This window comes from Anaerobacillus sp. MEB173, from assembly GCF_052119505.1.
GTDB lineage: Bacteria > Bacillota > Bacilli > Bacillales > JBJMAU01 > JBJMAU01.
In genome coordinates this window covers 184855-198954 of the sequence record NZ_JBJMAU010000005.1, presented here as the reverse complement: position 1 = coordinate 198954, position 14100 = coordinate 184855, and the positions used below count along the sequence as shown (strand labels likewise).

Sequence of the window (14100 nt, the reverse complement as noted above, 5' to 3'; positions counted from 1 at the left end):
AACTCCCATGAAATCCTTTCAAGTCTTTTAACTATAAACTTAAACTTTTAACTATTATCTATTAACTATTCACTTTGCACTTGATCTTTCCGATCAATATGTACAGTGAAAAGAACTTTGGTTCCTTTTTGAACAGTGTCAGTTTCACTAATATTATTTGTTTGCTGCTGGATTTGTTCCGCCAGAAAACCAGCTTCTAATTGGCATGAGTAATTTTCCCTTCTTTTTGCGAAAAATTCAGATGTTAGTTCAAAGTGTAGTTCCCGCTTTTTTTCTTTCGTTAACGTTAGCTGACCCCAGCCAGATTTCGTAAAGAAATGGATGATGTCGTCCAGTGTTGGAAGCGGATATTGACGGGCCAAAGTTTTACCAGCCCAATACAGAATTTTATCATGCTCTTTTCCCAGTAAAGCAGGGAGTAAATCCTTTCGAAGAAGTTCATAACCAAATAGGGGTACTTGATGTTGTTCTTGCACAATAGTTTCGATCGTTTCTTTTTTCATTATATACCTCATTTCCTATCATATCACTCTACTTCATTATATTATAAACGGTCTTACCCCGTTTCTCTATAGCTTGAGGTAGGCAGAAATGATATACTATTGCACAATGAGTCTTGGAGGTAAAAATATGAAATTAGGAATGAGCAAATATTTAACTCCCTTTCGAGTGATTATTATTTCATACATACTCTCAATGTTTGTCTTTAGTTTTTTGCTATACTTACCAATTTCTCACCAACAAGGTGTCGATGTGACGTATGCGGAGGCGCTTTTTACATCAGTAAGTGCGGTAAGTGTAACAGGTCTTACGGTTGTAAATGTATCGGAAACATATAGTTTTACTGGGGTTATTTTTTTATCGTTAGCGATCCAGCTGGGTGGTATTGGTATCATGACGTTGGGGACATTTATATGGATGATTTTCGGAAGAAAAATCAATTTATCACAACGAATGTTAATCATGATTGACCAAAATCAAATTAACTTTTCAGGACTGGTAAATTTGATGAGGGGAATTTTACTTGTTGCACTAATCATTGAGTTAATTGGGGCATTAATTTTGGGGATTTATTTTTTAAATTATTTTGACAGTGCCTATGAAGCTTTTTATCAAGGAGCCTTTGCCTCACTAAGTGCTTTTACAAATGCTGGATTTGATATTACTGGTGAGTCACTTATTCCATTTGCCAATGATTACTATGTTCAGTTTATTGTGATTTTGCTTATTATGGCAGGTGCGATTGGGTTTCCGGTCCTTCTTGAAGTACGGGCATACTTTTCGAAAAAACATCCAAATTTTAAATTTAGTTTATTTACAAAAATTACGACAACAACATACTTTTTTGTTTTTGTTGTTGGTGTATTAATGATTTGGGCATTGGAAAGCGGTAACTACTATGTTGGTTTAGAATGGCATCAGCAGTTGTTTTATTCCGTATTTAATTCAGCAACAGCAAGAAGCGGTGGGTTAGCCACAATGGATGTCTCTGAATTAAGTGTTGCTACATTATTATTTATATCTGGATTAATGATTATTGGGGCGAGCCCATCAAGTGTAGGGGGAGGGATTCGGACAACGACACTAGCTGTCATGTTTTTGACGATTCGCAGTTTTGCACTTGGTAAAACGGATGTAAAAGTATTTGGAAGGGAAATACACCCGGAGGATAAACAAAAAGCCTTTATTGTCTTATCTGTTTTTCTAGTACTTTTATTTAGTGCAACGATTCTTATTGCAGCATTCGAAAACAGTAATAACATTAGCTTACTTGCAATTATTTTCGAGACAAGCTCTGCATTCGGAACGTGTGGCTTATCAATGGGGATTACTTCAAATTTGAGCTTTCCCAGTCAGGCTGTTTTAATGGTGCTTATGTTCATTGGCCGTGTAGGTCTCGTCGCATTTCTATTCTCTATACGTAAAAAAGAAACAAAGAGCTTTTATAAATATCCAACAGAACGTATTATTATCGGATAGTAAAAATTTACTAAATATTTTTAATGAAGAATATTGTCGAAGTCGTTGCTTTTAGAAAGGGCAAATAAGAGATTTAAAAACTTCTAAATTCAAAATGTAAATAAATTCGACTTTTTTGAATATTTCATGCACGTCGTTTCTTGACGATAAAAGATGTTGGGAGTACAATAAATTTGTCACAATTTATTCAAAGAAACTTAATTGGGTTTCAATTCTTAGCTTTCTTAATATTTCATTCATTGGAAACTAGATTAAGAGCGGGGAGGTTTTACGTATACGCAAACAATAGGGGAGAGAAAGAGAGTATATACGCTACTTTTCAATTCTAAGAATAGGGGGCAAGTGATATGGCCGGAAATCGAGAATTTGTCAATCGAAAACTACACTCCTTATTAGGAGTCATACCAATTGGTCTATTTTTAACTCAACATTTAATTATCAACCATTTCGCTGCTAGCGGTGCAGAGTCATTTAACCGTGCAGCACAGTTTATGGAGCATTTACCATTTCGTTATGTATTAGAAATCTTTTTGATCTTCTTACCATTACTTTACCATGCGATTTATGGAATTTATATTGCTTTTACAGCGACTAACAATGTAAGTAGATATGGATTTTTTAGAAACTGGATGTTCATGTTACAAAGGGTCACTGGAATTGTAACATTAATCTTTATTGTTTGGCACGTATGGGAAACTAGAATTGCAGCTGCGTTTGGAGCTGCAGTGAATTATAATATGATGGCTGATATTTTAAGTAGTCCATTTATGCTTGTATTTTATATTGTTGGGGTTGTATCTACAACGTTCCACTTTGCAAATGGATTATGGTCTTTCTTAGTTTCTTGGGGTATTACAGTTACACCACGTTCACAACAAATTTCTACATACGTTACGATCGGGATTTTCTTTGCATTAACGTTTGTAGGTATTCGTGCAATCTTAGCATTTATCAATCCAGAATTAGCCAATATGTAAGGGGTGAGTCACTATGAGTAAAGGAAGAATTATTGTCGTTGGCGGTGGCTTAGCAGGGTTAATGGCAACAATCAAAGCTGCTGAAGCCGGCGTACCTGTGGATTTATTTTCACTAGTACCTGTTAAACGCTCTCACTCTGTTTGTGCACAAGGCGGCATGAACGGTGCAGTAAATACAAAAGGTGAAGGAGACTCTCCTTGGGAGCATTTTGATGATACAGTTTATGGAGGGGACTTTTTAGCAAACCAACCTCCAGTTAAAGCAATGTGTGAAGCAGCACCTGGAATTATTCACTTAATGGACCGTATGGGTGTTATGTTTAACCGTACACCTGAAGGATTATTAGACTTCCGTCGTTTCGGTGGAACGCAACATCACCGTACAGCATTTGCTGGTGCGACAACTGGACAACAGCTTCTTTATGCACTAGATGAACAAGTTCGCCGTCATGAAGCAAGAGGTCTAGTTACGAAATACGAAGGATGGGAATTCCTATCTGCAATCGTAGATGACGAAGGAGTCTGTCGAGGGATTACAGCACAAAACTTAAAGTCTATGGAAGTTCAAAGCTTTAGTTCTGATGCTGTTATTATGGCAACTGGCGGACCTGGGATTATCTTCGGTAAGTCAACAAACTCGGTTATTAATACAGGTACTGCAGCATCTGCTCTTTATCAGCAAGGTGTGTACTATGCAAATGGTGAATTCATTCAAATCCACCCAACAGCAATTCCAGGAGACGATAAGCTTCGTTTAATGAGTGAGTCTGCTCGTGGTGAAGGTGGACGAGTATGGACGTACAAAGACGGTAAGCCTTGGTACTTCCTTGAAGAAAAATATCCAGCTTATGGTAACCTGGTTCCTCGTGATATTGCAACACGTGAAATTTTTGACGTTTGTGTCGAGCAGAAGCTTGGAATTAACGGTGAGAACATGGTTTACTTAGATCTTTCACACAAAGATCCGAAAGAGCTTGATATCAAGCTTGGTGGTATCATTGAAATCTATGAAAAATTCATGGGTGATGATCCTCGTAAAGTACCGATGAAGATCTTCCCGGCAGTTCACTATTCAATGGGTGGAATGTGGGTTGACTATGATCAAATGACAAATATTCCTGGTCTTTTTGCGGCAGGTGAGTGTGATTATTCACAGCATGGTGGAAACCGTTTAGGGGCTAACTCATTATTATCAGCGATTTACGGTGGTATGGTTGCTGGACCGAAAGCAATTGAATATATGAACGGTCTTGAGAAATCAGCTGATGCTGTTGCTAGCTCAGTATTTGAGGCTCAAGTGAAGAAAGATACTGAAGCTTACAACAAGATTACGCAAATGAACGGTACTGAAAATGCGTACGTTCTTCATAAAGAACTAGGTGAATGGATGACTGATAATGTAACAGTTGTTCGTGAAAATAAAAAGCTATTAGCAACAGATGAAAAAATCCAAGAGTTAATGGAGCGTTACCAAAACATTGATATTAATGATACATCTCAATGGAGTAACCAAGGTGCATCATTCACTCGTCAATTATGGAATATGCTTGAACTAGCGCGAGTAATTACACTTGGAGCTTACAATAGAAATGAGAGCCGTGGAGCTCACTATAAACCAGAATTCCCAGATCGTAACGATGAAGAATGGCTAAAGACAACAAAAGCCAAATTCACGACAAGTGGTCCGAAATTTGAGTATGAAGATGTAGATGTTTCATTAATCAAGCCACGTAAACGTGATTACTCCAAGAAAAAATAAGGGGAGGAGTTGAATAGGTATGAGTGAAAAAGTTGTTCGTTTAATTATAACTCGTCAGGACGATGCGAATAGCAGTCCATACCAAGAGGAATTTTCTGTTCCTTATCGTGAAAATATGAATATCATCTCAGCATTAATGGAAATTCGTCGTAACCCGGTTAATGCTAAAGGGGAAAAAACAACTGCAGTAGCGTGGGAAATGAACTGTTTAGAAGAGGTTTGTGGTGCTTGTTCTATGGTGATCAACGGTAAGCCTAGACAATCATGTACAGCACTTATTGATCAATTAGAGCAACCAATTCGTGTTGAACCAATGAAAACTTTCCCGGTTGTTCGTGACCTTATGATTGATCGCAGTCGTATGTTTGATTCACTGAAGAAAGTAAAAGCATGGATTCCGATTGACGGAACGTATGATTTAGGACCAGGACCACGTATGGCAGAGACGAAGCGTCAGTGGGCATACGAATTGTCAAAATGTATGACATGTGGTGTGTGTCTGGAAGCTTGTCCTAACGTGAACAGCAAATCAGAATTCATTGGACCGGCTCCACTTTCTCAAGTACGTCTCTTTAATGCGCATCCAACAGGTGAGATGAATAAAGCTGAACGTCTTGAAACAATTATGGGTGACGGAGGACTTGCAAACTGTGGTAACTCACAAAACTGTGTACAGTCATGTCCAAAAGGTATTCCATTAACAACATCAATCGCTGACTTAAACCGTCAAACATCATTACAATCATTCAAAAACTTCTTCGGAAGCTATTAGTAAAAATAATAAGAGAGTTTCTCTGTAATTGAGGAACTCTCTTATTATTGTGGGAAACAAGATGAGAGTTAAATTTAGAATTTAGAATTGGTGTTGGGGAATTCAAAGAGGCTTAAAAGTAAGCTCATAGAGTTAAAAATCAAAATCTTCCTTGATGGTACAGGAAGACTTCATTAAAGTAGCTAAAAATAATTCTAAATTCTAAATTCTACATTATAAATTTAAAAAACCTTGTAACCTTCTTATAAATAAAGTCACAAGCACTGTTTTCTTTACATATGATATCGTGACTAAATACATTCCCAAGTGATCACTATACTCTTCAGCCCGAGCAAGAAGGGGTGAATTTTTTGAAGGATCATGATTACAGATTAAAGCCTTTACTCACAAAAAGGGAAAGAGAAGTATTCGAACTCCTCGTTCAAGACAAGACAACGAAAGAAATTGCTCAACAACTGTTTATAAGTGAGAAAACAGTTCGAAACCATATTTCAAATACGATGCAGAAGCTAGGAGTAAAGGGGCGCTCCCAGGCTGTTATCGAACTTGTAAGATTAGGGGAGCTTAAGATTTAACTAGATCCGGCTTTCTCAGTCAGAAAGCCGGATCTATTCCTTTCTTGGTGAGTAGAGACATTTTGAGTATAAATAGGGAGAACAAGCCCTTTTTTATACTTTTTATTTTTTTCCGATGTTATAATTTGGTTTAGTCTTATGATATGCTTTAAAAAAGTGAACAGAGTAAGTTCTATCACGTTTTCATTTCACAAATATATGCGTAAATGTAGAAACATATGCGTTTTTTTTATATAATATTTCTTGGATTAAGATTGGAGAGAAGTATATGAATGATGACCAAATCAATAGTAAGCAAGTGGCTGAAATTGAAAAAACTCTTAGATTAATTGCTGATCTCATAAAACAAAGAGGACGTGAAATACTTACCCAATTTCCAATTACACCTCCACAATTTATAGCCCTTACTTGGTTATATGACCATGGAGATATGACAATTGGAGAACTATCTGCAAAAATGTATTTAGCATATAGTACGACAACGGATTTAATAGATCGTATGGAAACGGGTGAACTTGTTGAAAGAGTGAGGGACAAGAGTGACCGCAGAGTTGTTCGTATCCATCTCCTTGATAAAGGAAATGTGATTATCCAAGAAGTAATTAAGCAGAGACAAAATTATTTAAAGGGAATCTTGCAAAACCTGCCTGATGATATAGTCGATAGGTTAGAACATGATTTGGACCTTTTATATCTTGAAATGAAAAAGGAAACATAAACAATAATAAAATGAGTAAATGAGGGAATTTCTTGAAAAAAGCAATTGGTGTTATTGATTCTGGGATTGGGGGCTTAACTGTCGTTAAAGAAATGATGCGTCAACTTCCAAAAGAGGACATTATTTATGTCGGAGATACCCAAAGATGTCCATATGGCCCCAGGCCAGAAGAAGAGGTACGAAGATTCACATGGGAAATGATAAACTACTTACTTTATAAAGATATCAAAATGTTAGTGATCGCTTGTAATACAGCAACTGCAGTTGTTTTGGAAGAGGCAAAAAAAGAGTTGTCTATTCCGGTTATCGGTGTTATTCATCCAGGTGCGATTACGGCTCTAAAAGTAACGAAAAACAAGCATGTTGGTGTAATTGGTACTGAAGGAACGATTCAAAGTGGTGCCTATAAAAAAGCGTTAACAACAATTAACAGCAATGTGAAGGTAGACAGCTTAGCCTGCCCGCGTTTTGTTCCACTCGTTGAGAGGGGAATATTTGATGGAGAAGAGGCGGAAATCGCTGTGCAGGAATCATTAGCAGCTTTAAAGGATAGTCAAATGGATACGCTTATTCTTGGCTGTACTCATTATCCACTCCTTCGTAATGTTATTCAAAGGGTCGTTGGAGATCATATTTCATTAATCGGATCAGGTGATGAAACTGCGCGTGAAGTAAGTGCACTTCTCTATCATAAGGGGTTATTACAAACTACTGATACGAAAGCAGATCATCAGTTTTATACAACAGGTGAAAGCGAGATCTTTAAGAAGATTGCTAGCCATTGGTTGAACATGGAAATTAAAAATGTCGAAACGATACGCTTACATTAAACCATTCTGATACATAAGAATGGTTTTTTCTTAGGGTAAACTACTAGAGTTACTTTCAAAGGTTTGAATTCTAAATTCTAAATTTTTCCCCATAGTGGTCTAAAAGAAGAAAGTGCTCGTATATATAGTAGTACAAACTGCCTTAGGGGGGAAATGAATGCAAAAGCTATTCAGAACAGTGGTGCCAATACTTTTAGTTTTAGCATTATCACTCATTGTATCTGGTTGTGGATTTGGAGGAAAAACAACGTTGGAGGAAATGGATCCACCGCAGGTTAATTATGTAGATGAAAGTCAATCAATTGGAGTAGAAGATGCTGATGAAGTAACTGAAGAAGAAAGTGAAATGTCGGAAGTATCAGAAATGGCATTAAGAGAATTATATCTTATTGATCAAAATGGACTTGTAGCTCCACAGATGATATCACTTCCAAAAACTGAAGGACCAGCGAAGCAATCATTGGAATATTTAGTACAAGATGGACCGGTTACAGAGCTATTGCCAAGTGGTTTCCAGGCAGTATTGCCACCTGGAACTGAAGTATTAGGGGTAAATATGAAGGAAGATGGACTCATTGTTGCTGATTTCTCAGAGCAATTTAAAGACTATCGACCAGAAGATGAGAAGAAAATTTTACAGGCTGTGACATGGACATTAACGCAGTTTGATGGTGTTGAAAAGGTTGAAATTTGGATTAATGGTTACCAGCAAGAAACAATGCCTGTGAATGGGACTCCAATTAGTGACGGAGTTTCCCGAGCTGATGGAATCAATATTGAGTCTGATCGAGTTGTTGATTTAGTGAACAGTAAAGGGGTAACCCTTTACTTCCTTGCTCAAAATGGGGACAACACTTACTATGTGCCGGTGACAAGAAGAATAAACGGTAACGAAGATGAAAAGGTAGCGGTTGTTAAAGAACTGCTTAAAGGGCCTTCAAGTCATTCAAATTTGTTAACCGATATTCGAAGTGGTGTCAAGTTACTTGATGAGCCTTCATATGAAAATGGAATTGTATCACTTAACTTTAATGAAAATATCCTTAATCATTTGGAAGGAACAGCTATTTCTGAAGAAGTCCTTAATTTAATTGTTCTCTCGCTTACAGAGCAAGAAGGTGTTGAAAAGGTAGCGATCCATGTTGATGGGAAATCAGAAATATTAAAAGCATCTGGCGAAGTATTATCAGAGCCAGTAACGCGGCCTACAAATGTCAATACAGGTAGCTTTTAATCTGCGCTTAGATCATCTATAATGGAATATAAAGGGTAAGAGGCAGCGGAATGCTGCCTCTTTTTCTCTCCCCAAAAATGCAATAATTACCTCTAGTTGGTAATAATGAAAAAGGATACGCAGTTGTAGTACATCCTAAACAAACAATCAATATGAAAAATAAGAGGAGGATAATATACATGAGGGTTGACGGACGAAAGAAAGATGAACTAAGAACGGTACATATTGATAAAGATTTTTTAAAGCATCCGGAAGGTTCAGTATTAATCACAGTAGGAGAGACGAAGGTCATTTGCACAGCGAGTGTTGAAGAACGTGTTCCTCCATTTATGAGAGGAAAAGGAAAGGGCTGGGTTACAGCAGAGTATTCAATGCTGCCCAGAGCAACGGAGCAACGTAATATACGTGAAGCTGCAAAGGGTAAAATATCAGGCCGTACAATGGAAATTCAACGTTTAATTGGCCGAGCGTTACGGTCAGTCGTTGATTTAGACTCACTTGGTGAGAGAACCGTGTGGCTTGATTGTGATGTGATTCAAGCAGATGGCGGTACGAGAACCGCTTCGATTACCGGGGCATTTGTAGCGATGGTGATCGCGTTAGGAAAATGTGTAGAGAAGAAAATGATTAATCATATACCAGTAAAGGAGTATTTGGCAGCCATTTCTGTTGGTGTAGATCCGGAATTAGGTGAGATTTTAGACCTTTGTTATCTTGAAGATGCAAAAGCAAATGTTGATATGAATGTCATTATGACTGGAAATGGAGAATTTGTTGAATTACAAGGGACTGGAGAAGAAGCAACATTTTCTCGTAAACAATTAAATGAGCTGATTGATTTAGCTGAAAAAGGCATTAAAGAGCTATTTGAGCTACAAAAAGAAGTATTAGGACCATATAGTGATATGATACCACCTATTGAAAAAGAAGGTGAATCTAACGAATGAACGAGCTGATTGTTGCCACAAAAAATAAGGGAAAAGTAAAAGAGTTTGCTGAGATTTTTTCTGAAAAAGGCTGTTCAGTAAAATCATTATTGGATTTTCCATCAATTGAAGACATAGAAGAGAGTGGTACAACATTTCGTGACAATGCAATTATAAAAGCAGAAGCTATTAGCAAGCGATTTAACAAGATGGTCATTGCTGATGATTCTGGTTTAGCAGTTGATGCGTTAGGAGGTAATCCAGGTATCTACTCAGCCCGGTATGCAGGCCCAGAAAAAGATGATCAAAAAAACATTGAAAAACTATTAAAAGAGCTCGAAGGTTTCGCTTTTGAAGAACGTACTGCGAGGTTTCATTGCGCATTGGCAGTAGCCATACCAGGAAAAGAAACAAAGGTGTTTGAAGGAATTTGTGAAGGAATCATTACAGATGAGCCAAAAGGGGAAAATGGTTTTGGTTATGATCCAATTATGTATATTCCAAACCTGGAGAAAACAATGGCTGAGCTTTTACCAACTGAAAAAAATGCTATCAGTCACCGGGCAAAAGCAATTCAAGAATTTCAAAAGCATATTGACGAAATAATCTAATGGATTGGGGGGACTGAGGAAGGCTATGAAAGTATTGATCATTAGTGATAGTCATGGTTGGCAAAAAGAGGTCGAAGAAGTTATCCTCCGACACCGCTCTGAAGTTAACACAGTTATTCACTGCGGTGATTCGGAGCTTCAAAATGGCTCAAAGGAACTAACAAACGTTCTAGTTGTGAAAGGGAACTGTGACCGGAGAAACAGTGGGTTTCCAGAGGAAATACTGCATGAACTGAATGGGCTGAAGTTATATATTACCCATGGACATTTATATAATGTCAAAATGTCTCACGTCCCAATTTCTTACCGTGGTGAAGAGGTAGGGGCAAATATTGTCTGTTTTGGACACTCTCATCTTGCAGTTTCTTTCAAGGAAAATGGAATCATTTATATTAACCCAGGAAGTCTCCGACTGCCAAGAGGAAGAAATGAACAAACCTATGTCATTTGTGAACTAGAAACGAGCAAAGTCACTGTTCGCTTTTATGAACGTAGCGGAAAAGAAATTGAAGAGTTGAAAAAAGAATACGAGATAATTGAAAATTAAAAATGTAAAATGTAAAATGGTTGTAAGCATTTCAGGGAAGTAAAAGACTTCCCTGAGTGCACTTTCTAAGGTTTTAATTCTAAATTTTAAATTTTACATTGTAGACCCCTTGACATTACCCTAGAAAAGCTGTATAGTTTATATTGTCGCTGCTGATTATAGAAAAAATATGCGGGTGTAGTTTAGTGGTAAAACAAGAGCCTTCCAAGCTCTGGTCGTGAGTTCGATTCTCATCACCCGCTCTCTAAATCATTTTGTCCCAGTAGCTCAGCAGGATAGAGCAACGGCCTTCTAAGCCGTCGGTCGGGAGTTCGAATCTCTCCTGGGACGCCATTTTATACATAGGATACTAAACCTCTAATTCAATTATTGGAATTAGAGGTTTTTTTGCATTGAAAAAGCACGACACTTGTTGTTTCAATGAGACTTTTTACAAGTGCCGTGCAGTACCTTTCTTTATATTGGTATTGATCCTTCGAATGACTTCATACAAATCCTGTTTAATTTGTTTTTCAGTAAATGATAACACTTTCCAACCGTACAGATTTAGTAACCACTCACTCTTGGCAGACGTCTTATCTTCAATAATGATTGCGATTTTATAAGGCATCAATGCTAAATCGACTGATTGTCCACCAAATCTAACCTGCGAACTCACAAAATAACCTCGTTTTGTCAATTGATGATACAATATCTTCTCGCCATCGTTTCGAAGAGGAGGGCTGTTTTCAGTTACAATGACTAAATTAGGTTCTTTTGTATTTTGTTTAAAATACTGGTGCAAAATTACAAATGATAAAAATAAAGATTCAACTACGTATTCGAATGGAATCATAATCATCACCCTTAGTAGGATAGACCAATTTTTGTAAAACAAACCTATATTGAAAAAATATTCAACAAAAGTATAGAAGTGAGTATTCAGATTAAAATGAAATTTTTTTTATTTCAAGAATGCTATTATTTATGGATTGTAAGCGGATTCAAGGTGTTTCTTTTTCAAAATTGTCGAATAATTTTATAAAAAGTGGTTGACCGTATCCGAGAATCAGCGTAATATAATGCTCAAATACTAAAGTTATTCATTTCAAAAAATAACGACGAAACACAAAATAGAAAAAATAATAACATAGTAAGCAAAGTTATTATTTACAAGAAATCTCCTATATCGACAATATTCTAAATATTCGAACGGAGCTCTCTTTAACTAGTTATGGAGGAGAAAAATTTTATCCTCTAGTGACACAATATAATTGCAGAATAAAATCTAGTGAAACAGGAGCGATTCAATGATGAGAAGCGATATGATTAAAAAGGGAATTGATCGGGCACCACATCGAAGTCTTCTACGTGCCGCTGGTGTGAAAGATGAAGATATGAATAAGCCGTTTATCGGTGTATGTAACTCATACATTGATATTATTCCAGGTCATGTTCACTTAAATAAATTTGCAGAAGTTGTTAAGGAAGCGATTCGTGAAGCTGGTGGCGTACCGTTTGAATTTAATACAATTGGTGTAGATGACGGAATTGCCATGGGTCATATTGGGATGAGATATTCATTGCCAAGTCGTGAAATTATCGCTGATGCAGCAGAAACAGTGATTAACGCACACTGGTTTGATGGAGTTTTCTTCATTCCAAACTGTGATAAGATTACACCGGGGATGCTTATGGCAGCTGTTCGTACGAATGTACCATCTGTATTTGTTACAGGCGGACCGATGGAAGCAGGTCGAACAAAAGATGGGAAGCCTTTATCATTAGCATCTGTATTCGAAGGTGTAGGTGCATTCTCTTCAGGACAAATGACAAGAGAAGAACTACTTGAAATTGAACAATCAGCATGTCCAACATGTGGTTCATGTTCAGGAATGTTTACAGCTAACTCAATGAATGCAATGATGGAAATGGCTGGATTAGCACTACCTGGAAACGGCACGATTCTTGCTACATCAAATGAAAGACATCGTTTGATTAAAGAAGCTGCTAACCACTTAATGAACTTAATTGATAAAGATATTAAGCCAAGAGATATCATTACAAAAGAAGCGATTGATGATTGCTTTGCTCTTGATATGGCTATGGGTGGTTCAACAAATACAGTTCTTCATACATTAGCAATAGCGAATGAAGCAGGAGTTGAATACAATCTGAATCGTATTAATGAAGTTGCTGAGCGCGTTCCATATTTATCAAAAATCAGCCCAGCATCTGACTATTCAATGGAAGATGTTCATAACGCCGGTGGTGTAAGTGCAATCATTAGAGAACTTTGTGATATCGAAGGAGCGATTCACCCTGACCGTATTACAATTACAGGGAAATCGGTCTATGAAAATATAAAAGATGCAAAAATAGTTAACTCTGAAGTAATTAGAAAAAAAGAAAATCCATATAGTCCAGTAGGCGGTTTATCAATCCTATTTGGTAACATCGCTCCTGATGGTGCAGTTATCAAGGTTGGAGCAGTTGATGAATCAATCAAAACATTTGAAGGTGAAGCGATTATTTTCGAATCACAAGAGGCTGCTCAAGCAGGAATTGATGATGGTACAGTAAGAGAAGGCCATGTTGTTGTCATTCGTTATGAAGGACCAAAAGGCGGTCCGGGAATGCCAGAAATGCTTGCACCAACGTCTTCAATTGTTGGTCGTGGATTAGGTACAAAAGTGGCGCTTATTACCGATGGAAGGTTCTCAGGTGCATCTCGTGGAATTTCAATTGGACACATTTCACCAGAAGCTGCAGAAGGCGGACCGATTGCATTAATAGAGAATGGAGATCGAATCTCTATTGATTTACCAAACCGTACGATTAATGCTCTTGTCTCTGATGAAGAACTTGCAAAACGAAAAGAAAAATGGGTACAACCAGAACCGAAAGTGAAAACAGGATATTTAGCAAGATATTCTAAACTTGTAACTTCGGCGAATACTGGTGGTATTATGAAAATATAATTGTTAAGATAGTTCAATGAAAAACTAACATATTAATGAAAACGTCGATGAGGAAAAGTAATTAAAGAAAATGGTATCTACAGAGAGCCGTGGTTGCTGAAAGACGGTGTTACCAACTTTAATGAACTCACCTCAGAGTGCTAATCTGAACAGCATACTTAGTAGGATTAGTCGGGTGGTCTAACCACTCGTTATTAAAAAAGGACGATAC

At 37.3% G+C, this 14100-nt stretch carries 14 protein-coding genes, 2 tRNA genes and 1 other annotated feature (1 of these 17 only partly in view); of the genes, 14 read left to right on the top strand and 2 right to left on the bottom strand.

Annotation, left to right across the window (positions count from 1 at the left end; all coding sequences use genetic code 11):
• Positions 1–65 precede the first annotated feature (65 nt).
• Complete coding sequence (locus tag ACJ2A9_RS12785) at positions 66–503, bottom strand: YslB family protein (RefSeq protein ID WP_441422051.1); 438 nt, start codon at positions 501–503, stop codon at positions 66–68.
• A 127-nt stretch (positions 504–630) separates the two neighbouring features.
• Between ACJ2A9_RS12785 and ACJ2A9_RS12780 the strand changes: the two genes are divergently transcribed.
• From ACJ2A9_RS12780 to ACJ2A9_RS12720, 13 genes are all read left to right on the top strand, one after another.
• Positions 631–1980 carry a TrkH family potassium uptake protein gene (locus ACJ2A9_RS12780; RefSeq protein ID WP_441422050.1) on the top strand — a complete coding sequence of 450 codons (1350 nt, stop codon included), beginning with the start codon at positions 631–633 and terminating at the stop codon, positions 1978–1980.
• 347 nt (positions 1981–2327) lie between these two features.
• A complete protein-coding gene (locus ACJ2A9_RS12775) occupies positions 2328–2957 on the top strand; it encodes a succinate dehydrogenase cytochrome b558 subunit (protein ID WP_441422049.1) in 630 nt (209 codons plus the stop codon).
• A gap of 13 nt (positions 2958–2970) precedes the next feature.
• Positions 2971–4716, top strand: a complete 1746-nt coding sequence (gene sdhA / locus ACJ2A9_RS12770; RefSeq protein ID WP_441422048.1) for a succinate dehydrogenase flavoprotein subunit — start codon at positions 2971–2973, stop codon at positions 4714–4716.
• Positions 4717–4735: 19 nt separating this feature from the next.
• Positions 4736–5488 (top strand): succinate dehydrogenase iron-sulfur subunit, encoded by a 753-nt coding sequence (gene sdhB / locus ACJ2A9_RS12765; protein WP_441422047.1) that lies wholly within the window; start codon positions 4736–4738, stop codon positions 5486–5488.
• Positions 5489–5838: 350 nt separating this feature from the next.
• Positions 5839–6063, top strand: coding sequence for a helix-turn-helix domain-containing protein (locus ACJ2A9_RS12760; protein WP_441422046.1), 225 nt, complete (start codon positions 5839–5841; stop codon positions 6061–6063).
• A gap of 268 nt (positions 6064–6331) precedes the next feature.
• A complete protein-coding gene (locus ACJ2A9_RS12755) occupies positions 6332–6781 on the top strand; it encodes a MarR family winged helix-turn-helix transcriptional regulator (protein WP_441422045.1) in 450 nt (149 codons plus the stop codon).
• A gap of 32 nt (positions 6782–6813) precedes the next feature.
• Positions 6814–7611 carry a glutamate racemase gene (gene racE, locus ACJ2A9_RS12750; protein ID WP_441422044.1) on the top strand — a complete coding sequence of 266 codons (798 nt, stop codon included), beginning with the start codon at positions 6814–6816 and terminating at the stop codon, positions 7609–7611.
• Positions 7612–7768: 157 nt separating this feature from the next.
• Positions 7769–8845: a GerMN domain-containing protein gene (locus tag ACJ2A9_RS12745; RefSeq protein ID WP_441422043.1), complete on the top strand. Its 1077-nt coding sequence runs from the start codon at positions 7769–7771 to the stop codon at positions 8843–8845.
• A 179-nt stretch (positions 8846–9024) separates the two neighbouring features.
• The gene (gene rph, locus ACJ2A9_RS12740) at positions 9025–9792 is read left to right on the top strand and encodes a ribonuclease PH (RefSeq protein ID WP_441422042.1); all 768 of its coding nucleotides are present in this window, start codon (positions 9025–9027) and stop codon (positions 9790–9792) included.
• Entirely contained in the window at positions 9789–10382 is a 594-nt protein-coding gene (locus ACJ2A9_RS12735) for an XTP/dITP diphosphatase (protein WP_441422041.1), read from the top strand. Before rph ends, ACJ2A9_RS12735 begins: the two co-directional genes overlap by 4 nt.
• A gap of 25 nt (positions 10383–10407) precedes the next feature.
• Positions 10408–10929, top strand: coding sequence for a metallophosphoesterase family protein (locus ACJ2A9_RS12730; RefSeq protein ID WP_441422040.1), 522 nt, complete (start codon positions 10408–10410; stop codon positions 10927–10929).
• A 171-nt stretch (positions 10930–11100) separates the two neighbouring features.
• Positions 11101–11171 (top strand) — tRNA-Gly (locus tag ACJ2A9_RS12725).
• Positions 11172–11185: 14 nt separating this feature from the next.
• Positions 11186–11262: transfer RNA gene (locus ACJ2A9_RS12720), tRNA-Arg, on the top strand.
• 97 nt (positions 11263–11359) lie between these two features.
• Here ACJ2A9_RS12720 and ACJ2A9_RS12715 read toward each other — a convergent pair.
• Positions 11360–11764 carry a hypothetical protein gene (locus ACJ2A9_RS12715; protein WP_441422039.1) on the bottom strand — a complete coding sequence of 135 codons (405 nt, stop codon included), beginning with the start codon at positions 11762–11764 and terminating at the stop codon, positions 11360–11362.
• 457 nt (positions 11765–12221) lie between these two features.
• Between ACJ2A9_RS12715 and ilvD the strand changes: the two genes are divergently transcribed.
• On the top strand, positions 12222–13889 hold the full coding sequence (gene ilvD, locus ACJ2A9_RS12710) for a dihydroxy-acid dehydratase (protein WP_441422189.1): 1668 nt from the start codon (positions 12222–12224) through the stop codon (positions 13887–13889).
• A 35-nt stretch (positions 13890–13924) separates the two neighbouring features.
• Positions 13925–14100: a binding site (T-box leader), on the top strand (it continues 83 nt past the right edge of the window).